Source organism: Rhizobium sp. BR 314, from assembly GCF_047445805.1.
GTDB lineage: Bacteria > Pseudomonadota > Alphaproteobacteria > Rhizobiales > Rhizobiaceae > Rhizobium > Rhizobium lusitanum_B.
The window spans coordinates 110,884-132,350 of sequence record NZ_JARWLA010000010.1; the positions used below are offsets into that span (position 1 = coordinate 110,884).

At 57.6% G+C, this 21,467-nt stretch carries 22 protein-coding genes; 12 read left to right on the plus strand and 10 right to left on the minus strand.

Annotated features, from left to right (window positions below; genetic code table 11):
- The first annotated feature begins 19 nt into the window (after nt 1-19).
- The 3 genes from leuS to holA are packed head-to-tail and all read left to right on the plus strand — an operon-like array spanning nt 20 to nt 4,212.
- Nucleotides 20-2,650, plus strand: a complete 2,631-nt coding sequence (leuS, locus tag QD461_RS15610; protein WP_414088530.1) for a leucine--tRNA ligase — start codon at nt 20-22, stop codon at nt 2,648-2,650.
- Nucleotides 2,640-3,161: a hypothetical protein gene (locus QD461_RS15615; protein WP_414088531.1), complete on the plus strand. Its 522-nt coding sequence runs from the start codon at nt 2,640-2,642 to the stop codon at nt 3,159-3,161. The genes leuS and QD461_RS15615 overlap by 11 nt, the downstream gene beginning before the upstream one ends.
- A 13-nt stretch (nt 3,162-3,174) precedes the next feature.
- Complete coding sequence (holA, locus tag QD461_RS15620) at nt 3,175-4,212, plus strand: DNA polymerase III subunit delta (protein WP_414088532.1); 1,038 nt, start codon at nt 3,175-3,177, stop codon at nt 4,210-4,212.
- Between the two features lie 30 nt (nt 4,213-4,242).
- On the opposite strand, the gene QD461_RS15625 is transcribed toward holA, so the two are convergent.
- The 8 genes from QD461_RS15625 to hemE form a co-directional block, all read right to left on the minus strand.
- A complete protein-coding gene (locus QD461_RS15625; protein WP_414088533.1) occupies nt 4,243-5,127 on the minus strand; it encodes a ParB/RepB/Spo0J family partition protein in 885 nt (294 codons plus the stop codon).
- Nucleotides 5,128-5,157: 30 nt separating this feature from the next.
- A complete protein-coding gene (locus tag QD461_RS15630) occupies nt 5,158-5,955 on the minus strand; it encodes a ParA family protein (protein WP_184704904.1) in 798 nt (265 codons plus the stop codon).
- A 21-nt stretch (nt 5,956-5,976) separates the two neighbouring features.
- Nucleotides 5,977-6,594: a 16S rRNA (guanine(527)-N(7))-methyltransferase RsmG gene (rsmG, locus tag QD461_RS15635; RefSeq protein ID WP_414088534.1), complete on the minus strand. Its 618-nt coding sequence runs from the start codon at nt 6,592-6,594 to the stop codon at nt 5,977-5,979.
- Between the two features lie 27 nt (nt 6,595-6,621).
- The gene (gene mnmG, locus QD461_RS15640) at nt 6,622-8,502 is read right to left on the minus strand and encodes a tRNA uridine-5-carboxymethylaminomethyl(34) synthesis enzyme MnmG (RefSeq protein WP_414088535.1); all 1,881 of its coding nucleotides are present in this window, start codon (nt 8,500-8,502) and stop codon (nt 6,622-6,624) included.
- A 109-nt stretch (nt 8,503-8,611) separates the two neighbouring features.
- Nucleotides 8,612-9,931 carry a tRNA uridine-5-carboxymethylaminomethyl(34) synthesis GTPase MnmE gene (mnmE, locus tag QD461_RS15645; protein ID WP_414088536.1) on the minus strand — a complete coding sequence of 440 codons (1,320 nt, stop codon included), beginning with the start codon at nt 9,929-9,931 and terminating at the stop codon, nt 8,612-8,614.
- 251 nt (nt 9,932-10,182) lie between these two features.
- The gene (gene rho / locus QD461_RS15650) at nt 10,183-11,448 is read right to left on the minus strand and encodes a transcription termination factor Rho (RefSeq protein ID WP_004127423.1); all 1,266 of its coding nucleotides are present in this window, start codon (nt 11,446-11,448) and stop codon (nt 10,183-10,185) included.
- Nucleotides 11,449-11,647: 199 nt separating this feature from the next.
- On the minus strand, nt 11,648-12,193 hold the full coding sequence (gene hemJ / locus QD461_RS15655) for a protoporphyrinogen oxidase HemJ (RefSeq protein WP_414088537.1): 546 nt from the start codon (nt 12,191-12,193) through the stop codon (nt 11,648-11,650).
- Nucleotides 12,193-13,227, minus strand: a complete 1,035-nt coding sequence (hemE, locus tag QD461_RS15660; protein WP_414088538.1) for a uroporphyrinogen decarboxylase — start codon at nt 13,225-13,227, stop codon at nt 12,193-12,195. The genes hemJ and hemE overlap by 1 nt, the downstream gene beginning before the upstream one ends.
- A 400-nt stretch (nt 13,228-13,627) precedes the next feature.
- Between hemE and QD461_RS15665 the strand changes: the two genes are divergently transcribed.
- The 5 genes from QD461_RS15665 to dnaQ are packed head-to-tail and all read left to right on the plus strand — an operon-like array spanning nt 13,628 to nt 17,259.
- Entirely contained in the window at nt 13,628-14,449 is an 822-nt protein-coding gene (locus QD461_RS15665; protein WP_414088539.1) for a pyruvate, water dikinase regulatory protein, read from the plus strand.
- Nucleotides 14,450-14,482: 33 nt separating this feature from the next.
- The gene (locus tag QD461_RS15670) at nt 14,483-15,082 is read left to right on the plus strand and encodes a Maf-like protein (protein WP_414088540.1); all 600 of its coding nucleotides are present in this window, start codon (nt 14,483-14,485) and stop codon (nt 15,080-15,082) included.
- Nucleotides 15,075-15,935: a shikimate dehydrogenase gene (locus tag QD461_RS15675; protein WP_414088541.1), complete on the plus strand. Its 861-nt coding sequence runs from the start codon at nt 15,075-15,077 to the stop codon at nt 15,933-15,935. Before QD461_RS15670 ends, QD461_RS15675 begins: the two co-directional genes overlap by 8 nt.
- A complete protein-coding gene (gene coaE, locus QD461_RS15680) occupies nt 15,932-16,531 on the plus strand; it encodes a dephospho-CoA kinase (RefSeq protein WP_414088542.1) in 600 nt (199 codons plus the stop codon). The genes QD461_RS15675 and coaE overlap by 4 nt, the downstream gene beginning before the upstream one ends.
- 17 nt (nt 16,532-16,548) lie before the next feature.
- Nucleotides 16,549-17,259, plus strand: coding sequence for a DNA polymerase III subunit epsilon (gene dnaQ / locus QD461_RS15685; protein ID WP_414088543.1), 711 nt, complete (start codon nt 16,549-16,551; stop codon nt 17,257-17,259).
- Between the two features lie 81 nt (nt 17,260-17,340).
- Here dnaQ and secB read toward each other — a convergent pair whose 3' ends face one another.
- Nucleotides 17,341-17,823 (minus strand): protein-export chaperone SecB, encoded by a 483-nt coding sequence (gene secB / locus QD461_RS15690; protein ID WP_112339883.1) that lies wholly within the window; start codon nt 17,821-17,823, stop codon nt 17,341-17,343.
- A gap of 94 nt (nt 17,824-17,917) precedes the next feature.
- On the minus strand, nt 17,918-18,436 hold the full coding sequence (locus QD461_RS15695; RefSeq protein ID WP_414088544.1) for an FxsA family protein: 519 nt from the start codon (nt 18,434-18,436) through the stop codon (nt 17,918-17,920).
- A gap of 146 nt (nt 18,437-18,582) precedes the next feature.
- On the opposite strand from QD461_RS15695, the gene QD461_RS15700 reads away from it, so the two are divergent.
- The 4 genes from QD461_RS15700 to QD461_RS15715 are packed head-to-tail and all read left to right on the plus strand — an operon-like array spanning nt 18,583 to nt 21,345.
- Nucleotides 18,583-19,284, plus strand: coding sequence for a Tim44/TimA family putative adaptor protein (locus QD461_RS15700; RefSeq protein WP_414088545.1), 702 nt, complete (start codon nt 18,583-18,585; stop codon nt 19,282-19,284).
- Nucleotides 19,281-20,399: a murein transglycosylase A gene (locus tag QD461_RS15705; protein WP_414088546.1), complete on the plus strand. Its 1,119-nt coding sequence runs from the start codon at nt 19,281-19,283 to the stop codon at nt 20,397-20,399. Before QD461_RS15700 ends, QD461_RS15705 begins: the two co-directional genes overlap by 4 nt.
- Complete coding sequence (locus QD461_RS15710; RefSeq protein WP_414088547.1) at nt 20,399-20,983, plus strand: Smr/MutS family protein; 585 nt, start codon at nt 20,399-20,401, stop codon at nt 20,981-20,983. Before QD461_RS15705 ends, QD461_RS15710 begins: the two co-directional genes overlap by 1 nt.
- Nucleotides 20,980-21,345 (plus strand): helix-turn-helix domain-containing protein, encoded by a 366-nt coding sequence (locus QD461_RS15715; protein WP_414088548.1) that lies wholly within the window; start codon nt 20,980-20,982, stop codon nt 21,343-21,345. Before QD461_RS15710 ends, QD461_RS15715 begins: the two co-directional genes overlap by 4 nt.
- The last annotated feature ends 122 nt before the right edge of the window (nt 21,346-21,467 follow it).

The window sequence follows — 21,467 nt, forward strand, 5'->3', positions numbered from 1 at the left end:
TTTCGGAATACAAGAACAGATGTCTATCGAACGTTATAATCCGCGCGACGCCGAGCCCCGCTGGCAGCAGAAATGGAACGAAGAAGAAGTCTTCGTTACCGACAACGCCGATCCGCGCGAGAAGTACTACGTTCTAGAAATGTTCCCGTATCCGTCGGGCCGGATCCATATGGGCCATGTGCGCAACTACGCCATGGGTGATGTCGTTGCTCGCTACAAGCGCGCCCGCGGCTACAACGTGCTGCATCCGATGGGCTGGGACGCCTTTGGCATGCCGGCGGAAAACGCCGCACGCGACAACAAGGTGCATCCGAAGGAATGGACTTACCAGAACATCGCCTCGATGCGCACCCAGCTGAAGGCCATGGGCCTGTCGCTGGACTGGAGCCGTGAATTCGCGACTTGTGACGTCGATTATTATCATCGCCAGCAGATGCTCTTCATCGACATGATGGAGAAGGGCCTCGTCTACCGTAAGAAGTCCAAGGTCAATTGGGACCCGGTCGACAACACCGTTCTCGCCAATGAACAGGTTATCGATGGCCGCGGTTGGCGTTCGGGCGCTCTCGTCGAGCAGCGCGAGCTGACACAGTGGTTCTTCAAGATCACCGAATTCAGCCAGGATCTCCTGGATGCACTGGATACGCTCGACCATTGGCCGGAAAAAGTGCGTCTGATGCAGAAGAACTGGATCGGCCGCTCCGAAGGCCTGGCCATTCGCTGGGAGATCGTCCCGGAGACCGCACCCAATAGCGATCGCGAGATCACGGTTTACACGACCCGCCCGGATACGCTGTTCGGCGCTTCCTTCCTGGCAATCTCAGCTGATCATCCGCTGGCCAAGGAAGCTGCAGCCAAGGACGCGGCGATCGAAGCCTTCTGCGAAGAGTGCCGCCGCGCCGGCACCTCGCTGGCCGCACTGGAAACCGCCGAAAAGAAGGGCATGGACACCGGTATCCGGGTCCGTCATCCCTTCGATCCATCCTGGGAACTGCCCGTCTACATCGCCAACTTCGTGCTGATGGACTACGGTACTGGCGCCATCTTCGGCTGCCCCTCGGGCGATCAGCGCGACCTGGATTTCGCCCGCAAATATGGCCTGCCCGTTGTGCCTGTGGTTATGCCCGCAGACGGCGATGCCGCAAGCTTCAACGTCGGCGATGTCGCCTATGACGGTGGCGGCGTGATGATCAACTCACGCTTCCTGGACGGCATGAGCACCGACCAAGCCTTTGAAACCGTGGCGACGAAGCTCTCCGAAACGAGCATCGGCAATGCGCCGCAGGCAGAGCGCAAGGTGAACTTCCGCCTGCGCGACTGGGGTATTTCCCGTCAGCGTTATTGGGGCTGCCCGATCCCGGTCATCCATTGTGATGACTGCGGCGTACTGCCTGTGCCGAAGCAGGACCTGCCGGTCAGGCTGCCCGACGACGTCACCTTCGATCAGCCCGGCAACCCGCTCGATCGACATGCCACATGGCGACATGTCGCATGCCCGCAATGCGGCAAGGATGCGCGTCGCGAAACAGATACGATGGATACCTTCGTCGATTCGAGCTGGTATTTCGCACGCTTCACCGCTCCTTGGGAAAATCAGCCGACGGATCAGAAGGCGGCCAACCATTGGCTGCCCGTCGATCAGTACATCGGCGGCATCGAGCACGCGATCCTGCACTTGCTTTATTCGCGCTTCTTCACCCGCGCCATGCGTGAAACCGGCCATCTCGACGTGAAGGAACCCTTCAAGGGCCTGTTCACCCAGGGCATGGTCGTGCACGAGACCTACAGCCGTGGCAATGGCCTGACGCGCGAATGGGTGTCACCCGCAGATATCAACATCGAGGAACTGGACGGCCAACGCCGCGCCACGCTGCTTTCGACCGGTGAAGATATCACCATCGGCGCCATCGAAAAGATGTCGAAGTCGAAGAAGAACGTCGTCGATCCCGACGATATCATCGCCTCTTACGGCGCCGACACTGCCCGCTTCTTCGTACTCTCCGATTCGCCGCCCGACCGCGATGTCATCTGGTCCGAAGCCGGTGTCGAAGGCGCGCATCGCTTCACGCAGCGGATGTGGCGTCTCGTGTCCGAAGCCGCGGACGCGCTAAAGGCAGTTGAATCGAATCCGGCTAAAGAGGGCGAAGCGCTGGTGATCTCGCAGGTCGCTCACCGCACGCTGAAGGCTGTTCAGGGCGATTACGACAAGCTTGCCTTCAACAAGGCCGTGGCCCGCATCTACGAATTCGTCAATGCGCTAGCAGCGCCGCTGAGCAAGGTTGCAGCAGGCCAAGCCGATGCCAGCTATCGCTCCGCCGTCCGCGAAGCTGTCGAGATCCTGATTGCGCTTGTTGCGCCTATAACCCCGCACCTGGCGGAAGAATGCTCGGCCGCGCTCGGCAATACCAACATGATCGCCACAAGCGCTTGGCCGGTCTACGACGAAGCACTAGTGATCGAAAACGAGATCATCTATCCCGTCCAGATCAACGGCAAGAAGCGCACCGAATTGACAATCGCGCGCGATGCAGATCAGAATGCCGTGCAACAGGCCGTGCTCGCCCTGGATGCCGTCAAGAGCGCATTGAACGGTCAGGCGCCAAAGAAGATCATCGTCGTTCCACAGAGGATCGTGAACATTGTCGTCTGATAGCCTTTTCAAGTTCGCCCGCATCGCCGGCGTTGCGTCCCTGGTGGCAGTTGCCGGCCTTTTGTCGGCCTGCCAGGTCAAGCCGCTCTATGCCGTAAGCACTGGCGTGACACAGAAACTTTCGCAAGTTTCCTTCTCTGATACAGATTCGCGGGTCGGGCAGGAAGTTCGCAACCAATTGATCTTCATAGCCGGAAGGGGCGCCGGTGAGACGAAAACGCCGAGATATATTGTCGATTTGAGCGTTAGAATGAGCACCAGCGGGGTTATTTATCTGCCATCTTCCGACACCTCGGGAGCGGCACGCACCACTGTCCTTGCATCTTTCACACTCAAGGAAGTCGGCACAGGTAGAGTACTGAAATCTGGCAGCCGTTCTGTCAACTCACTCGTAGACCTGCAGTCAACGGAATTCGGCAAGAGCCGAGCAATCCTAAACTCGGAAGATCGCGCCGCCCGCGAAGTCGCAGAGATGGTTGCAGCCGATATCGCCGCTGCCCTCAGCCGCTGAGTGAGAGCGCGGCATGGCGGAAATCAAGTCTCACGAGTTTGATGGATTCCTGCAAAATGCCGCGCGCAACTATCGGGTTTTTGTCATATACGGCCCGGATCGCGGTCTGGTTTCCGAACGGGCCGCGCAAATAGCGAGCAAGACCGGCGTAGATCTGAACGACGCTTTTTGTCTTATCAAACTCGATGTCGGTGATCTTCAGAACGACGCGGGACGTCTTCTGGATGAGGTCAATGCAATCGGCCTTTTCGGCGGAGAAAAGCTCGTATGGATTCGAGGGGCCGCCAATGAGAAGGCGCTGATCGATTCGCTGCAGATCATTGCCGATAATCCCCCTGACGCAAGTTTCGTCATAATAGAGGCCGGCGATCTCAAAAAGGGGTCTGGGCTGCGCAAGATTGCCGAAGCCGCCCGTGCCATCGCCACCATACCCTGCTACGCCGACGACGTCAGGGCGCTTAACGGCCTGATAGATACTGAGCTGGCGAGTGAAAACCTGCGAATTGCACCGGCCGCCCGACAGGCGCTTTTGGAGCTTCTCGGGGGTGATCGCATCGCATCGCGCAACGAAGTCCGCAAGCTCGCGCTTTACTGCCGTGGGCAGGGCACGATTGAGGAAGGCCACGTCATCGATATCATCGGCGATGCAAGTGCAGTCTCCACCGACGACGCGGTCGACGCAATCCTGAAGGGCGACGCGGAAACCTTCCTTCACGCGATACAGAAAATCGCCTCGTCCAAGACGCCAATGTTCCTCGTGCTTCAGGGGTGCCTGAAGCAGTTTCAGTTGCTCGACACGATGCGAGCCGAAATGGACGAAAGGAAATTGGCTCCCGCCCAGGTCATGCAGACACTTGGACGCCATCTGCATTTCCGCCGCAAGCCAATCATCGAACAGGCGCTCAAAACCTGGACTGCTCCTGCCATCGCGCGTGAAATGAACAGGCTACAATCTGCCGTTCTTCAGACACGCCAGCGCGCCAGCCTTGAAGACACGATCGCCACGCAGACCTTGCTGGCAACAACGCTGCAATCAGCCCGAAAGGGCTGATTTTCAAGGGCAATCTTCAACATACTGAGATCAACGCCGCTCCAACAAACGGCAAATTTCCTCAAGCTGCTCCAGCGTCTTGTAGGATATTCTGACCTGACCGCCATTGCCGCGGTGATTGATCGAAACATCCAGCCCAAGCGTGTCCGAAAGCGTACGCTCCAGCGCCAAAGTGTCGGAATCTTTTTCGTCCCGATGCGCGCCGGGCGGACGAGGATCGTTCTGCGCCTTGATGTCATTCTGCGCCAATCGCTCCGCATCACGGACCGACATCCCCTTGGAAACAATCGTGCGCGCCAAGCCGGACGGATCCGACGTCGATACCAGCGCCCGGGCATGACCGGCCGAAAGACTGCCGGCAGCCAGCATATCGCGAACCGGATCGGGCAGCTTCAAGAGGCGGAGAGAGTTGGCGACATGGCTGCGGCTCTTACCGATGATTTCGCCGAGATCGTTTTGCGTGTAACCATGCTCGGCGATCAACTGCTCATACCCAAGCGCTTCTTCCAGCGGATTGAGATCGGCTCGCTGAACATTTTCGACAATGGCGATTTCCAGCGCCGTCTTGTCATCCACGTCACGAACGATGACGGGAATTTCGATGAGCCCCGCCAACTGCGCCGCACGCCAGCGTCTTTCGCCGGCAATGATTTCATAGCGATCTGTCGAAACCGTGCGAGCAACGACCGGCTGAACAATTCCGTGCTGCCGTATGGAACTGGCGAGATCGTGCAGCTCCGTCTCATCGAAATAACGGCGAGGGTTACGTGGATTCCGCGAAATGAATTCGATCGGCACCAGGCGATCCGGATTTACCGACGGCCTTCCCGCTTCCACCGGCGTGGGCTGATCCATCTCTCCGATGAGAGCTGCCAGGCCACGCCCAAGGCGCCGTTTCGAAAGATCATCATTCATCGCCGATACTCACTCTAAAACAAAAACATATCAGGCTGCAGCCTTGCGCTGCCGCTCCCGCTGGATCACTTCCGAAGCCAGTTGCAGATAGGCCTGGCTTCCCGCACACTTCAGATCATAAAGGATCGCGGGCTTGCCATAGGACGGCGCCTCGGACACGCGCACGTTGCGTGGAATCAACGTATGGTAGACCTTCTCGCCGAGATGCGTACGAACGTCGCTCACAACTTGCTGCGCGAGATTGTTACGGGAATCAAACATCGTCAATACGATACCCTGAATATCCAGGGACGGGTTCACCGTACGGCGCACTTGATCAACCGTTTCAAGCAGCTGACTGAGGCCTTCCAGTGCGAAAAATTCGCACTGCAACGGCACCAGAACCGAATGTGCAGCCGCCATGGCATTCATGGTTAGCAAATTGAAAGAAGGTGGGCAATCGACCAGAATATAGGAGAAGGACAGGGCATCCGGACTATTGAGCGCCCGCCGAAGCCGGAAAACCCTGTCCGGCTGCTGCGCAATCTCCATCTCGACGCCCAACAGGTCCATCGTCGATGGCACAATGAAAAGATTCGGAACGGCTGTTTCCAGAACGGTTTCCAGAATCGTATGAGTCCCGGCCAGAAGATCATAGGAAGATTGCTTGCGGTCGCGCCGCTCGATGCCCAACCCGGTGCTGGCATTACCCTGCGGATCGAGATCGACGATCAAAACCTTCTCACCGATGGCCGCCAGTGCTGTCGCTAGGTTGATCGCGGTCGTCGTCTTGCCGACGCCACCCTTTTGATTTGCGATGGTAATAATCCGGTTTCGCTCGCCGATCATCTGCCGCACATCCAATTTCGGTTAAATCAGGCGCCGAATACGACTTAATTCCAAAATTACGGAATCTCGCTCGACGACACTTGGATGTTTTACCAGATCGAATTCCCAACGACCACGGGCTTTCTCGAGCTCGCGCGCGTAATCCCGGCCTTTATGCAGCACGAGATGCAAATTTTCATTGCGCTCCAGCCAGGGCTCCGAGTAGTCGAGCAACAAGTCCAGCTCCGCCAATGCGCGTGCCGAGATCGTGTCGCAATGCTCTATGACCGCAGGTGCCTCCTCGATTCGGATCGCGTGAACAGCACCGCGTGCCTCACACTCCCGCAAGCAAACGCGCAGAAATGCAGCCTTCTTCTGATTGCTTTCAACCAGATCGACATGACCAGCGCCCTGTTCGGCCAGCAAAATTGCGGTTATCACGCCTGGAAAGCCACCGCCGCTGCCTAGGTCGACCCAATGGTCCGTGTGTGGATGAAGCTGGAAAATCTGCGCGCTATCGGCAATATGGCGACTCCAAAGATCGCCAATCGTTGAAGGCGCCACAAGATTGATGGTCTTGGCCCACTTCTGGAATAGTTCCGCAAAATGCAGCAACCGCTCCTGTGTTTCACGTGAAACACGCACACCGTTCAATTCCATATGTTGGACTCTCAAACCTTGCAGCACTTAGGAAACGAGCTTCTGCGCTTCTATTGTCGCCATCTTCCGAAGATGAGCCAGAAGCAGCGAGATCGCGGCTGGTGTCATTCCATCAATCCGAGAAGCTTGCGCGATGTTCTTCGGGCGCATAGCTGTCAGTTTCTGCTTCAGCTCATTGGACAATCCCGAGAGAAGAGTGAAATCGAAATCGGCCGGTATGGCGCGTTCCTCTTCCCTGCGAGCCTGCACGATATCCGCTGTCTGGCGATCCATATAGACGGCATAGGCGGCCTCAATCTCGAGCGCTTCTCCTATGCCGCGCTCCAAGGAGCCTAGTTCCGGCCAAAGCCGGGAAACGGTTGATACGGATTGATCAGGATAGGACAGCAGCTCATAGGCCGAACGTCTTTGCCCGTCCTTGTTCAGATGCAATCCGACCTTCGCAGCCTCGCTAGGCGTAATCGTCAGTTGCTTCAACTGACTCCTACTACGCTCCAGTTTCTCCATATAATCACTGAAGCGTGATGCGCGCGCACTTCCAACGCTACCGATAGCAAGACCTATCGGTGTCAAACGCACATCGGCGTTATCAGCACGGAGCGACAGCCGGTACTCTGCCCGCGAGGTGAACATTCTATAAGGCTCGGCGACACCCCGCGACGTTAAGTCGTCGATCATCACGCCGATATAGGATTCGGTGCGGCTAAACTCGACGGCCTTGCCACCAGAGGCCAATCGCGCCGCATTCAAGCCGGCAACGAGACCTTGAGCTCCGGCTTCTTCATAGCCGGTCGTACCGTTGATCTGACCGGCCAAAAAGAGGCCTGGAATCTTCTCAACTTCCAGAGACAACTTCAGCTCGCGTGGATCGACATGATCATACTCGATGGCATATCCGCACTGTAGAATACGGACTCGTTCCAGACCCGGAATAGTTCTGATGAAAGCGTCCTGAACCTCCTCGGGGAGGGATGTCGAAATGCCATTCGGATAGACTGTGGTATCGTCAAGTCCCTCAGGTTCGAGGAAGATCTGATGGCCATCTCGCTCGCCGAACTTAACAATCTTATCTTCGATCGAAGGACAGTAGCGCGGGCCGACCCCTTCTATCTGACCAGAATACATCGCAGACCGTCTCAGGTTTTCCGCGATGATCTTGTGGGTTTCCGGCGTCGTGCGCGTCACGCCGCATTCGATCTGCGGATTCGCGATCGAATCAGTCATGAAGGAGAAGGGCGTCGGATCCTCATCGGCGCCTTGACGTCCGACAGACTCCCAATCGATCGTCGAGCCATCCAGACGAGCCGGAGTTCCTGTCTTCAGGCGGCCAAGCGCCAGGCCATAGCGCAGCAATGTGCCGGAGAGGCCAACCGAAGGCTCTTCGCCTACGCGACCGGCCGGAATTTTCTTGTCACCGATATGGATGAGGCCACGAAGGAACGTGCCGGTCGTCAAGACAACGGCGCCACAGCGGATCACTCTTCCGTCTTTTAAAACGACGGCTGAAACGCGACCATGCTCGATCGTCAGATCGAAAGCGTCGCCTTCGATGACATCAAGGTTCGCCGTTGCCTCGATCTCCGCCTGCATTGCAAGTCGATAGAGCTTGCGATCGGCCTGCGTGCGCGGACCACGAACCGCCGGACCTTTCTTGCGGTTGAGCATCCGGAACTGGATGCCTCCTGCGTCGGCTATGCGACCCATAAGTCCATCGAGTGCATCGATCTCGCGGACGAGATGTCCCTTGCCGAGCCCACCAATGGCGGGATTGCAAGACATGACTCCGATGGTGGAGCGCTTATGTGTAACGAGCGCCGTGCGCGCACCCAGGCGCGCCGACGCGGCCGCAGCCTCAGTACCGGCATGGCCACCGCCCACAACGATCACATCATAAATATTGTCGCGCACAATCACGATCCTCGATGAAGCCGCCTGTTTGGCACATCAGTCCACGGAGTCAAGAAGGTTTCACGTGAAACGCTGCAAGGAGTATTCTATCGGCGATGTTTCACGTGAATCATTTGCCGATGCAAAATTCTGAGAAGATCACATCAAGGAGATCTTCGACATCGACCCGGCCCGTTATCCGGCCGAGACTGTTGGCACTTTGGCGCAAATGCTCCGCTCTGATATCGAGGCCTTGATTATCAGAACTTACCGCCACGCTCAATGTATCCAAGCTTTGCTTAAGGAGTGTGCGATGGCGCAGCCGGCTGGGGAGAGCAAGAGAGAGAGATGGCGAGCGATCCCGCAGATCATCGATGATAAGCTGATGCAGTTCAGCGAGCCCGTCACCCGATGTCGAGGAGATCAGCAGATCGTACGCGCCGTCATCCCCGGCGCGAAGATCAGCCTTCGTACCAAGCTTGAGAATTCGACCTTTAAACCCCGGAAAATCGGTTTGCGCCGGTTGACCGATCTCCGCCAGCGAGAGGACCAGATCCGCATCCGCTACGGTCTTCAGAGCACGCCGGATGCCCTCTCTCTCCACCACCTCCTCGGTCTCTCTCAGGCCTGCGGTGTCATAGAGCCTGACCGCATATCCATCGATATTCAGATCCACATGCAGGACATCGCGCGTCGTCCCGGCAATGTCGGTGACGATCGCGACTTCGCGTTTTGCCAGAGCATTGATGAGGCTGGATTTGCCTGCATTCGGTGGGCCGGCGATAACGACACGCAATCCATCCCTTACGATCTCGCCGAAGTCCGCGCCGTCCAAATGTTCGGATAGTTCGGAACGGAGGCGTTCCATGTCGCTCCATACCAAATCTGAAACCGATCCCGGTACGTCATCCTCATCGGCAAAATCAAGTTCTGCTTCAATGAGCGCGCGGGCGCGCGTCAACCTATCGGCCCAACCCTCATACAGAGCCGAAAGGCCACCGGCGGCATGCTCTATCGCAAGGCGCCGCTGCATTTCCGTTTCCGCACCTATGAGATCGGCAAGACCCTCGACCTCGACCAGATCCATTTTGCCGTTTTCAAGGGCGCGTCTTGAAAACTCCCCATGTTCGGCCAAACGGCAACCTTCGAACATGGAAAGCTCGTCCAGGAGGGCAGCAACAACCGCCTTGCCCCCATGAATGTGAATCTCTGCGCAGTCTTCACCGGTGAAGGAGGCAGGCCCTGGAAAAGTCAGAACAAGACCGCGGTCAAGCATAAGACCGTTACGAGTCCGAATCGTTTTAAGCGTTGCTTGACGAGCTACCGGCACAGATCCTGCGAGTGATTTCACCACATGCATTGTTTCACTGCCGCTGATGCGAATGACGGCAACGCCGGCAGGAAGGCTACCGCTGGAGAGGGCATAGATTGTCTGGTTCGCTGCGTTCATAAATTTGATCCGGTTCCGAATCGATTCCTATCGGCCCACATTTCCGTGAAACTCCGGCGGCCCTAAAGGAACAGTGCGATTGCTTTGATCCGCTGTCCCACACTTTAATCTTCGATCTTGCGCATGTTGATCACGGAAAGCCGGCCCAACACATTTACGCGATATGTTCTAAACGGAAATCGGGCCGCACGAGGCGACCCGATCATACTACTTCACAGCCTCAGCCAAAGAGCCAGACAATTTGGCAAGAGTTACGTGTTCATCGAGTCGAAGAAATCTGGATTATTCTTCGTCTGCTTAAGCTTATCGATGAGGAATTCGATCGCATCGGTCGTGCCCATCGGCGCGAGGATACGACGAAGAACGAAGATCTTCTGCAGATCCTGGCGCGGCACGAGCAGGTCTTCCTTACGCGTACCGGACTTGAGAATATCCATCGCCGGGAAGATACGCTTGTCAGCAACCTTGCGGTCGAGCACGATTTCCGAGTTACCCGTACCCTTGAATTCTTCGAAGATGACTTCGTCCATGCGGCTGCCGGTATCGATCAGCGCGGTCGCGATGATGGTCAGCGAGCCACCTTCTTCGATGTTACGCGCGGCACCGAAGAAGCGCTTCGGACGCTGCAACGCATTGGCGTCGACACCACCGGTCAGAACCTTGCCCGAAGAGGGAACGACAGTGTTATAGGCTCGGCCAAGGCGGGTAATGGAGTCGAGCAGGATCACGACATCGCGGCCGTGTTCCACAAGACGCTTGGCCTTTTCGATGACCATTTCGGCGACCTGCACGTGACGAACGGCCGGCTCGTCGAAGGTCGAAGAAATAACTTCGCCGCGCACCGAGCGCTGCATATCGGTCACTTCTTCCGGACGTTCGTCGATCAGAAGAACGATCAGATAGCAATCGGGATGATTGGCGGTGATCGAATGGGCGATGTTCTGCAGGAGAACGGTCTTACCGGTACGGGGCGGAGCGACGATCAAACCGCGCTGGCCCTTGCCGAGCGGCGCCACCAGATCGATGACGCGAGGAGAAAGATCCTTCGATGTGGGAACGTCGAGTTCCATACGGAAACGCTCATTCGGATAGAGCGGCGTCAGATTGTCGAAGTGAACCTTGTGACGGATCTTTTCCGGATCGTCGAAATTGATAGTGTTGACTTTCAGCAGCGCAAAGTAGCGCTCGCCTTCCTTCGGACCACGGATCGGCCCCTCGACCGTGTCGCCGGTCTTCAGAGAGAAGCGGCGGATCTGGGAGGGGGAGATGTAGATATCGTCCGGACCGGGAAGATAGTTCGCATTGGCGGAGCGAAGAAAACCAAAGCCGTCCTGCAGAACTTCGACGACGCCCTCGCCGATGATTTCCACATCCTGGCTTGCGAGCACTTTCAAAATTGCAAACATCAGTTCCTGTTTGCGCATCGTGCTGGCGTTTTCGACCTCGAGCGATTCGGCAAAGGCCAGAAGATCGGTCGGGGATTTATTTTTCAGTTCCTGAAGCTTCATCTCAGCCATGAAGGGAATTACTCATTTTTTAGAAGGGGAAAGGCAATGTTGCTCGTATTCAGAACCGCGATAGGGGCGCTCGCGGGCGACAGAATGGATACATGCCACGAAGAAGAGATGGCGGGAAAATAGCGACTCACTTTCTGAACCGCAAGGGGGGACGGTGAAATGAAGGAAATTTAACGTCCCCACCAAAAATGGGCCAATCTCACGCGAACGGTTTCACCACCACGAGAATAACGATGACGATCATCAGAAGCGTCGGCGCCTCGTTCATCATGCGCCAATAGCGGGCCGAGTGCTTGTTTTCATCACGGGCGAAAGCGCGCACCGCGCGGCTGAAAAAGCCGTGAAGACCGGACATGATAACGACAAGCCCGATCTTGGCGTGCAGCCAGCCACCGTGGAAATCATAGACCGACCAGGCGAGATAGAGCCCGAAGATCCAAGTCAGGATCATTGCCGGCGTTATGATGTAGCGCAGCAAACGCTTTTCCATCACCTTGAACGTCTCGGATTGCTGCGAGCCTGGTTCCGCATCGGTGTGGTAGACAAAGAGGCGCGGCAGATAGAGCATCCCCGCCATCCACGAAATGACCGCGATGATGTGCAGGGCCTTAATCCAGAGATAGAGATCGACCGGATGCCAGGCGAACAGCCCGATCGCCAGAACGGCAAAAATCAGGATCATGAAATAGGCGCGTGTGCCGGCTTTTCTGCCAGGCGCTTCGTCGGTCTGCTTTTCCATCGTCATCAGCCTCTCCATCCGCGAACGCGCTCGACAAGCGCTGAAACATTGGCCGGGTCGGCTTGCGGCGTGATCCCGTGCCCAAGATTGAAAATCAGCGGGCCATGACCGAGATGCTGCAGAATGTCGTCGATCCCATCCTCTAGCGCCTTGCCGCCGGCAACGACGCGCATCGGATCGAGATTGCCCTGTAGCGGGCCTTCCTGCTGCAACTCCTGCGCAAAAGCCAAAGGCACCGACCAATCAAGGCCGATCGCATCAGCACCGGTCTTCTGCCGATAGGTTTTCAACTGGTACCCTGCACCCTTGGCAAAGGCGATGATCCGCGCCTGCGGCCGCTGCGCCTTGACCGAAGCGATCATTCTGGCAACCGGCTTGACGGCGAAGGCTTCGAATTCCCTCTCCCCAAGCACGCCGGCCCAGGAATCGAAAATCTGCACCGCGTCGGCGCCGGCATCGATCTGTGCCACCAGATAGGAGGCGGATATCTCCGCAAGCAGCATCAGCAGATGTTCAAAGGCTTTGGGATGGCGATAGGCGAAAAGACGGGCGGGAGCCTGATCCGGGGTGCCATGTCCGGCGATCATATAGGTCGCAACGGTCCAGGGAGCTCCGCAGAAGCCGAGCAGCGTCGTTTCGGCAGGCAAGTCTTGCCGTAACCTCCGGACGGCCTCCATGACAGGCGCAAGGTGCGCAATCACACCCTCCGGCTTCAGGGCCAGAATTCCAGCTTCGTCGATCGGATCCATTTCCGGACCATGTCCTTCGGTGAACCGAACATTGCGCTTCAGCCCATCAGGGATGACGAGGATATCCGAAAAGAGAATAGCCGCATCGAAGCCATAACGACGGATCGGCTGCAGAGTCACTTCCACAGCATGATCGGGGGAATAACAGAGATCGAGAAAGCTCCCGGCTTTGGCCCGCGTCTCACGATATTCAGGCAGATAGCGTCCTGCCTGGCGCATCAGCCAGAGAGGGGGAGGGGAAAGCGTTTCACCGCTCAATACCCGCATGATCTTCCGGCGTTCATCGGTCACAGCCGTCGTCCTATATAAAACCAAACATATATCTAAGGTTTCTATTTCTTAGAGTCGGTGACTATCAAGGATTAAAGTTCATCCATTGCCTGTCCAATTTGTCGCGGTTCGGCAGCAATCGAGCAAATAAATCCCGGGGAAGAGGGGATATGTGGATGGCTAGCTCGATCCGTCAATCTTTTGAATGGTTTACGGCCCCATCCATTTGAACCGAGCCTGGGGATAAGCTGGGGAGCTGCCGAAGCCAATCGACTTTGTCCACATTGCCCACAGCCACCGCGAAGACGTCTCCGCAGAAATGCCAAATGTGGAAAACTCGGCGGTTTTCCACTTGCCCGGGATAGGCCCCTTCTCGTACCTCTCTTTTGTCCCGAGATATCAACAGGCAATGGAAAGTAGCGTGGAAAACCGAACGAGCTTCTTTCATCTGCACCTGATTTCTGACTCAACGGGAGAGACTCTCATCTCGGCCGGCAGGGCTGCATCCGTCCAATTCCATGCCACGCAGCCGATCGAGCACGTCTACCCGCTGATTCGGAATCGCAAGCAGCTCCTGCCGGTTCTGGAGGCGATCGACCACAGTCCGGGCATCGTCCTCTATACAATCGTCGACCGCGAGCTTGCTGACTTCATCGACGAGCGCTGCCGTGAAATGGGCGTGCCCTGCGTCAATGTCCTCGAGCCGGTCATGAATGTTTTCCAGACCTATCTCGGCACTGCGTCGCGCCGTCGCGTCGGTGCGCAGCATGTGATGAATGCCGATTACTTCGCCCGCATCGAGGCACTGAACTTCACCATGGATCATGATGACGGACAGATGCCTGATGATTACGACGATGCCGATGTGGTCATCATCGGGATCAGCCGCACGTCGAAAACGCCAACCAGCATCTATTTGGCGAACCGCGGCATCAAGACCGCCAATATTCCGATCGTCCATGGCGTGCCTTTGCCGGAAAGCTTGTCCAGAGCAACCAAACCGCTGATCGTCGGTCTGGTCGCTACCACCGACCGCATTTCGCAGGTGCGCGAAAATCGCATTCTCGGCACGACGCCAGGCTTCGATCGCGGCGATTACACCGATCGCGCGGCAATCTCGGAAGAGCTGAAATATGCACGCTCTCTCTGCGCGCGGCACAACTGGCCGATCATCGATGTCACGCGTCGCTCGATTGAAGAGACTGCGGCGGCTATTGTTGCCCTGCGCCCGAAGCTGCGTTAATCGCTCCACATCCAAATGTCAGAGGCAGCCGTCATGACCTTGCCCCTCATCCTTGCGTCTTCCAGCCCGTTCCGTCGAATGCTGATGGAGAATGCAGGACTTCATTTCCAGGCCATCGCCGCCAATATTGACGAGCGCGCCATCGAAGCGCCGCTCGAGAAAAATGGCGCGAACCCCGATGCCGTTGCCCTGGTGCTGGCCAAGGCGAAAGCGAAGGAGGTAAGCGATCGTTTCCCGAACTCACTCATTATCGGTTCGGATCAGACGATGTCGCTCGGCGAGCAGGTCTTTCATAAGCCAAAGAGCATGGCGGACGCCGAAAATCATTTGAAGACGCTGTCGGGCAAGACCCATCGTCTGAACAGCGCGATGGCGCTCGCCCGCAACGGCGACATCATTTGGGAGCACGTGTCCCATGCCAATCTGACGATGCGCGCGCTGTCGTCGGATTTCATTCATCGGTATCTGAACCGTGTCGGTGATAAGGCATTGTCGAGCGTTGGCGCCTATCAACTCGAGGGGGAGGGCATCCAGCTCTTCTCCAAAATCGACGGCGATTATTTCACGATCATCGGATTGCCGATGCTGCCGCTTCTGGAAAAACTGCGCGAGTTGGGGACAATCGATGGATGATTCACGTGAAACACACGGCGTAAACGCTTTCGTAACGGGTTATCCGGTCAAGCATTCACGCTCGCCTCTGATCCACGGCTACTGGTTGCGCCAGCTCGGACTTGCCGGCAGCTATCGCGCTCATGAAGTCTCCGTTGAGGATTTTTCCTCTTTCATCGCCTCGTTGAAGGATGGCACGAGCGGCTTCGTCGGCGGCAATGTGACGATCCCTCATAAGGAAGCAGCATTCAAACTGGCGGATCGGCCGGACGAGCTTTCCGGCGAACTCGGTGCATCCAACACCCTGTGGGTTGAAAATGGTCTGCTCCACGCGACCAATACCGATGGCCGCGGTTTCACCGCAAATCTGGACGAGCGCCATCCCTGGTGGGATCGCAGCGATCGCGCCGTTATCCTCGGAGCAGGGGGTGCGAGCCGTGCCATCATCCAAGCCGTGCGCGATCGCGGTTTCAAGGAAATTCATGTGGTCAACCGTACGCTCGAACGTGCCAGAGAATTGGCCGATCGCTTCGGCGAACGCGTTCATGCCCATCCGATGGCAGCGCTCGGCGAGGTCATGCGGGGCGCCGGACTGTTCATCAATACGACATCGCTTGGCATGGACGGCGAAGCGGCACCGCGGATCGACTTCTCGCCTCTTGTGGAAGGTGCCGTCGTTACCGACATTGTATATGTACCGCTGAAAACGCCGCTTCTGGCACAGGCCGAGGAACAGGGCTTTGCCATTGTCGACGGTCTTGGCATGCTGTTGCATCAGGCCGTGCCAGGCTTCGAAAAGTGGTTCGGGAAGCGTCCAGCGGTCGATGAAACCTTGAGAGCTTTGATCATCGCTGACATGGAAAAACATTTATGATCAGGATCGGGCTGACCGGATCGATCGGAATGGGAAAATCGACATCGGCAAAGATCTTTGCCGAGGCTGGAATCCCGGTGAACGATTCCGATGCGGTGGTGCACGATCTTTATAGCGGCGAAGCCGTCCCTCTCGTCGAGGCCGCCTTCCCAGGATCCACCAGCAATGGCAGGGTCGATCGGCAGGAGCTCAGCCGAAAACTTGCGGGCGATCCCTCCGGTTTCAAACGGCTGGAAGCCATCGTTCACCCGCTCGTGCGTGAGCGCGAAAACCAGTTTCTGGAGCGTCATCGCCAGGGCGGCGCCGACATGATCGTGCTTGATATTCCGCTGCTGTTCGAAACCGGGGCGGAAAAGCGGTTGGACAAGATCGTTGTCGTTAGCTGCGATCCACAGATTCAAAGAGAAAGAGTGCTTGCCCGGCCGGGCATGACGGAAGAAAAATTCAATATGATTCTCTCCCGCCAGACGCCGGATGCGGAAAAGCGGGCACGTGCGGACTATGTCATCGATACCGGCGGAAGCATCGATGCGGCACGCGAGCAGGTAAAAGAAATCATTGCGGATCTGCGGCGCAAGCAGCAGGGCGGAAATTAGGAAGGCGGAGCCTCGACATGCGCGAAATCATTTTCGATACGGAAACCACGGGCCTCGACAACAGGGCGGACCGTATCATCGAAATCGGCGGGATCGAGCTCATCAACCATTTTCCGACCGGCAAGACGCTACACCTCTATATCAATCCGGGCGACCGCAAGGTTCATCCGGACGCACTGGCCGTCCATGGCATCACCGATGAATCGCTGAAGGACAAGCCGCCCTTCGAGGAGGTTGCCGACCAGATCCTCGAATTCTTCGGCGACGCCAAGTGGATCGCCCACAACGCCACATTCGATATGGGCTTCGTCAATGCCGAGTTCGCAAGGCTGGGCCGCCCGCCGATTCTTCCGGATATGGTGATCGACACGCTTGCAATGGCAAGGCGCAAGCACCCCATGGGTCCGAACTCGCTGGATGCGCTCTGCCGGCGCTACGGCATCGACAATTCGCACCGCACGCAGCACGGCGCGTTGCTCGACTCCGAACTGCTTGCCGAAGTCTATATCGAGATGATTGGCGGCCGGCAGACCGCGCTCGGCCTTGGCAGCAACTCATCGTCACGATCGAGACAAAACGAGGATGCGGATGAGATCGTCGCCGATGTCTATGCAAGGCCCAGTCCTCTGCCAAGCCGGCTGAGCGAGGAAGAGCAGGCAGCCCATGCCGCGTTGGTTGCCAAACTCGGTGAGAAGGGAATCTGGTCCAAGTATCGCACCTCCGAATAAGAGGCCGCATCTCAAGGCACTAAAAGAAAATGCCCGGACGTCGATCCGGGCATTTTCGTTTCCAGAATGGAAAATTCAGACTTAGTTCGGAACGGCCGAAACCTGAGCGCGGGCCTGCTCTTCGGCCATGCGCTGCGTGAACATCTGCGCGAAGTCGATCGGGTCGATCATCAGCGGCGGGAAGCCGCCATTGCGCGTGACGTCAGCAATGATCTGACGTGCGAAGGGGAACAGCAGGCGCGGGCACTCGATGAAGAGCAGCGGCAGCATGTGCTCCTGCGGGAAGCCCGTAACGCGGAAGACGCCGCCATAAACCAGCTCGGTGTGGAAGAGCACGCGCTCGCCATCCTTGGCTTCGGCATTCAGCGTCAGCACGACGTCGAAATCTTCGTCCGACAGCGGGTTGGCGTTCACGTTGACATTGATGTTGATGTCCGGAGCGTTTTCCCGGGCCTGAAGCGAGCGCGGAGCACCCGGATTTTCGAAGGAAAGATCCTTGGTGTACTGAGCAAGGATGCTGAGGCTCGGGCTGGCTGCACCGTTGCCGTTGGTCTCGTTGGCCATGGGGGTGTCCTCTCACGTCTCGATGGGTGTCGCCATCTAGCATTTCGAATAGGGGCGCACAACCCTTGTGCCCCGGCGCTTTCCGGCCGGCGCTCTAGTCTTCGAGCCGCTTCTGGTCCGACCATGGCGAGTTGCGCTTGGGTTCGCGATGGAAATCGCTTTCGTCGAGATCGACCACCGTTCCCGCATCGCGCGGCCGTGCGTGCGGACCAGCGCCAGTTCCCGGCCCGCGTCTAAAGGCGCTGGAATTGCCGACAACGACGATACGCTTGCGCAGCATCGTCCAGGCAAGATCGCGCACGACCGGAATGAAAAGCAGAAGGCCGATAATGTCCGAGATGAAGCCGGGCAGCATCAGGAAAAAGGCAGCGACGACGATCATCGCGCCATGCACCATTTCGCGGCCGGGATCGCCGCCATTGCGGCTCTCGGCCGAAATGCGCTGCAGGATACCGATGCCCTGAATCCTGAGCAGCATGGCGCCAAGCATCACGCTGAGGATGACGAGCCCCAATGTTGCCCAGACGCCGATCAGCTTTCCGACGACGATGAAGCCGGCGATTTCCGCGAGCGGCATCAGAAAAACGAAGATAGGAAGAAGTGATAGGCGCATGTTACGGTGGTCCTGAGAGCGGGTTTATTCGCGTAAACGGTGGTTTCTCGCATATAATAAAGAAACTGGTCCGCTATTTGAATGATAGATCGATGCGGACTATATGGGGATTGATCTTTTAATTTTAACGATGGTTCCGATACGAGATGGGTGCAAACGACTTTGTGACGATCTTTTTCCTGGTGGCGGCGGTGCTGATCTTCTTTCAGTTGCGCAGTGTCCTTGGCCGCCGCACGGGGAACGAGAAGCCGCCGCGCGATCTCTATGGCTCCGCCGATCCGGCAAGTGGCCCAGCCTCGCCGGATGCCGGCAAGGTGGTGACCCTGCCGCGCCGCGATGCGACCGAAGAGGAAGACCGTTTTGCCGCCATCGATGCCTTTACGCCGGCCGGCACCCAGCTCAATGATTCGCTGCGTGAAGTAAGCAAGGCCGACCCTTCTTTCGATCCGAAGGAGTTCGTCAACGGCGCCCGCATGGCCTACGAGATGATTGTCATGGCTTTCGCCGAAGGCGAGCGCAAGTCTCTGAAGGGGCTTCTGTCGCGCGAAGTCTATGAGGGCTTCGACGCCGCCATCGCCGATCGCGAAGCCAAGGGCGAGAAGGTCAAGTCCACCTTCGTCGGCATCGACAAGGCCGATATCGTCACAGCCGAGGTGAAGGCAACAGAAGCGCTCATCACCATGCGCATCGTCAGCCAGATGATCTCCGCAACCTACGACAAGGCCGGCGCGTTGATCGACGGCGATGCTGAGGCTGTGGCGGAAGTCAGCGATCTCTGGACCTTTGCCCGCGACACGCGTTCCCGCGATCCCAACTGGAAACTTGTGGCGACCGAATCCGAACAATGACAAGTCCATCGCAGGAATTCAGGCTTGAGCCGGCAACCTTCGCTGAACTGAAGGGCTGGAAGGATGATGATCCTTCCAGCCTTTTTCGCGCCATGAGGGACTGTCGGACCCACATTCGCAGCGTGAAGCCGTACCGCACAGGCCATAGCGGATTGACGGCCGAGGATCTCCTGGCGCTTCTCGACGCCGCAGAGGGGAAAGAGCCGCGCAACGCCGCCGAAGCTCGCGCATTCTTCGAGGAGCATTGTCAGCCTTTCTTCATTCGTCGCGGCGATGGCGGCAGCGGTTTCGTGACGGCATTCTTCGAGCCGGAAATCGAAGTCTCTGCTACAGCGGACGAGACCTATCGCTACCCCTTCTATCGCCGGCCGGACGATCTGATCGACCTTGATGACAGCAACCGACCCTCGATCCTCGACGCCTCCTACATGTTCGGGCGCCTCAACGATGGGGTGATCTCCGCCTATCCGGACCGCGGCGAGATCGATCGTGGCTACCTTGAAGGCAAGGGCCTGGAAATCGCCTGGGCAAAATCCAAGGTCGATATCTTCTTCGTGCATGTGCAGGGTGCAGCGCGTCTGCGCTATCCGGATGGAAGGCTTGGCCGCATCACCTATGCCGCCAAGGCCGGGCACCCTTTCTCAGCCGTCGGACGATTGCTGATCGATCGCGGTTTGCTGGATCGCGCGACGATCTCCATGCAGACGATCCGCGATTGGCTTTATGCGCATCCGGAAGAGGTCGACGAAGTTCTGGCACACAATCGATCTTATATTTTCTTCCGCGAGGCCGATGTCAGCGATGAGACTCTCGGCCCGATCGCGGCCGCAAAGGTGCCTTTGGTTGCCGGTCGCTCGCTGGCGGTCGACCGCCTGATCCATACCTTCGGCTTCCCATTCTTCATCCGTTCGGAAAGCCTGAAGCATCTCGATGAAGGCAGGCCATTTGCCCGGCTTATGCTGGCGCTCGACACCGGCTCCGCCATCGTCGGGCCGGCACGCGGCGATATCTTCACCGGCTCGGGTTATGATGCCGGCGAGCTCGCCGGCATCGTGCGCGATGATGCCGATTTTTACATATTCATTCCAAAGGCGGCAGCGCGAAGGTTTGGCTGATGGCCCCGGAACGAAAGGATAAGGAGCGAAAGCTCAGCACGGAGGATCGTATCCTCTGGGGCAGGGTCGCCAAGAGCGCCCGGCCCATGCCCGGTCGAGTGGCCGACCCGGAGGCGTTCGAGGCGGCGCTGGCTGCAGAAGCGGAGAACGAGGAAAGCACTCGCGCCGCGAAGGCAGCAGCAACTCCGGCATCTGCCGACACTCAAAATACGCAGACACCGGCAAAGCAGCCTTCCGGCCAGCATCATCCGTTCGAACGTCCCGTAAAGCGCAAGATCGCGAAGGGCAGGCTGGCTCTGGAGGCACGCATCGATCTTCACGGCCTGATCCAAAGCGAGGCGCATGGCATGCTTCTGGATTTCCTGCTGCGGGCCCACAATCGCGGCCTGCGCCATGTGCTCGTCATAACAGGCAAAGGCAGCTCGATGGGCAGCGAAGGGGCGCTCAAGCGTGCTGTGCCGCTTTGGTTTTCCAAGCCCGAGTTCCGCTTCCTGATTTCGTCCTACGAGACGGCGGCCCAGCACCATGGCGGCGACGGCGCACTTTACATTCGTCTGTCGCGCGGGAAGGGGGAGAAGCCTTGACCCCCTTCGGCGAAGCGATAAGAAAACTGAGATTGCGCAAGGGCGTATCGCAGAAACAGATGGCATCCGCCCTGAATGTGACGCCGGCCTATCTATCCGCCTTGGAGCATGGAAAGCGCGGCACGCCAACCTTCGATCTGCTGCAACGTATCGCCGGTTACTTCAACATAATCTGGGACGAGGCCGAGGAATTGTTTCTGCTGGCTCGATTTTCCGACCCACGCATCGTGGTCGACACATCAGGGCTTTCGGCCGAGCACACGGCCTTCGTCAACCATTTGGCCGTCAAGATTCGCAATATTGACGCCGCAACGATCCAAGAGCTAGCCCGGGTTTTGGAAAACGCCGGAAAAACCGGCTGAAAAGCGCCTTAATCCCCTGCTTTATGGCTGATTTGGAGGCCTTCCGTTTGGAAGTTCGGGGTGAAACATCCTATATTCAGGGCAAGAAAAACCGCTGATTCGGCAGCGATCGGCGAGATTCT

Coding starts and splice junctions, on each gene's coding strand:
- leuS (WP_414088530.1), top strand. CDS start 20: ATGTCTATCGAACGTTATAATCCGCGCGACGCCGAGCCCCGCTGGCAG.
- holA (WP_414088532.1), top strand. CDS start 3,175: ATGGCGGAAATCAAGTCTCACGAGTTTGATGGATTCCTGCAAAATGCC.
- QD461_RS15625 (WP_414088533.1), bottom strand. CDS start 5,127: ATGAATGATGATCTTTCGAAACGGCGCCTTGGGCGTGGCCTGGCAGCT.
- QD461_RS15630 (WP_184704904.1), bottom strand. CDS start 5,955: ATGATCGGCGAGCGAAACCGGATTATTACCATCGCAAATCAAAAGGGT.
- rsmG (WP_414088534.1), bottom strand. CDS start 6,594: ATGGAATTGAACGGTGTGCGTGTTTCACGTGAAACACAGGAGCGGTTG.
- mnmE (WP_414088536.1), bottom strand. CDS start 9,931: ATGAACGCAGCGAACCAGACAATCTATGCCCTCTCCAGCGGTAGCCTT.
- rho (WP_004127423.1), bottom strand. CDS start 11,448: ATGGCTGAGATGAAGCTTCAGGAACTGAAAAATAAATCCCCGACCGAT.
- hemJ (WP_414088537.1), bottom strand. CDS start 12,193: ATGACGATGGAAAAGCAGACCGACGAAGCGCCTGGCAGAAAAGCCGGC.
- QD461_RS15670 (WP_414088540.1), top strand. CDS start 14,483: ATGACCTTGCCCCTCATCCTTGCGTCTTCCAGCCCGTTCCGTCGAATG.
- QD461_RS15675 (WP_414088541.1), top strand. CDS start 15,075: ATGGATGATTCACGTGAAACACACGGCGTAAACGCTTTCGTAACGGGT.
- coaE (WP_414088542.1), top strand. CDS start 15,932: ATGATCAGGATCGGGCTGACCGGATCGATCGGAATGGGAAAATCGACA.
- dnaQ (WP_414088543.1), top strand. CDS start 16,549: ATGCGCGAAATCATTTTCGATACGGAAACCACGGGCCTCGACAACAGG.
- secB (WP_112339883.1), bottom strand. CDS start 17,823: ATGGCCAACGAGACCAACGGCAACGGTGCAGCCAGCCCGAGCCTCAGC.
- QD461_RS15695 (WP_414088544.1), bottom strand. CDS start 18,436: ATGCGCCTATCACTTCTTCCTATCTTCGTTTTTCTGATGCCGCTCGCG.
- QD461_RS15700 (WP_414088545.1), top strand. CDS start 18,583: ATGGGTGCAAACGACTTTGTGACGATCTTTTTCCTGGTGGCGGCGGTG.
- QD461_RS15705 (WP_414088546.1), top strand. CDS start 19,281: ATGACAAGTCCATCGCAGGAATTCAGGCTTGAGCCGGCAACCTTCGCT.
- QD461_RS15710 (WP_414088547.1), top strand. CDS start 20,399: ATGGCCCCGGAACGAAAGGATAAGGAGCGAAAGCTCAGCACGGAGGAT.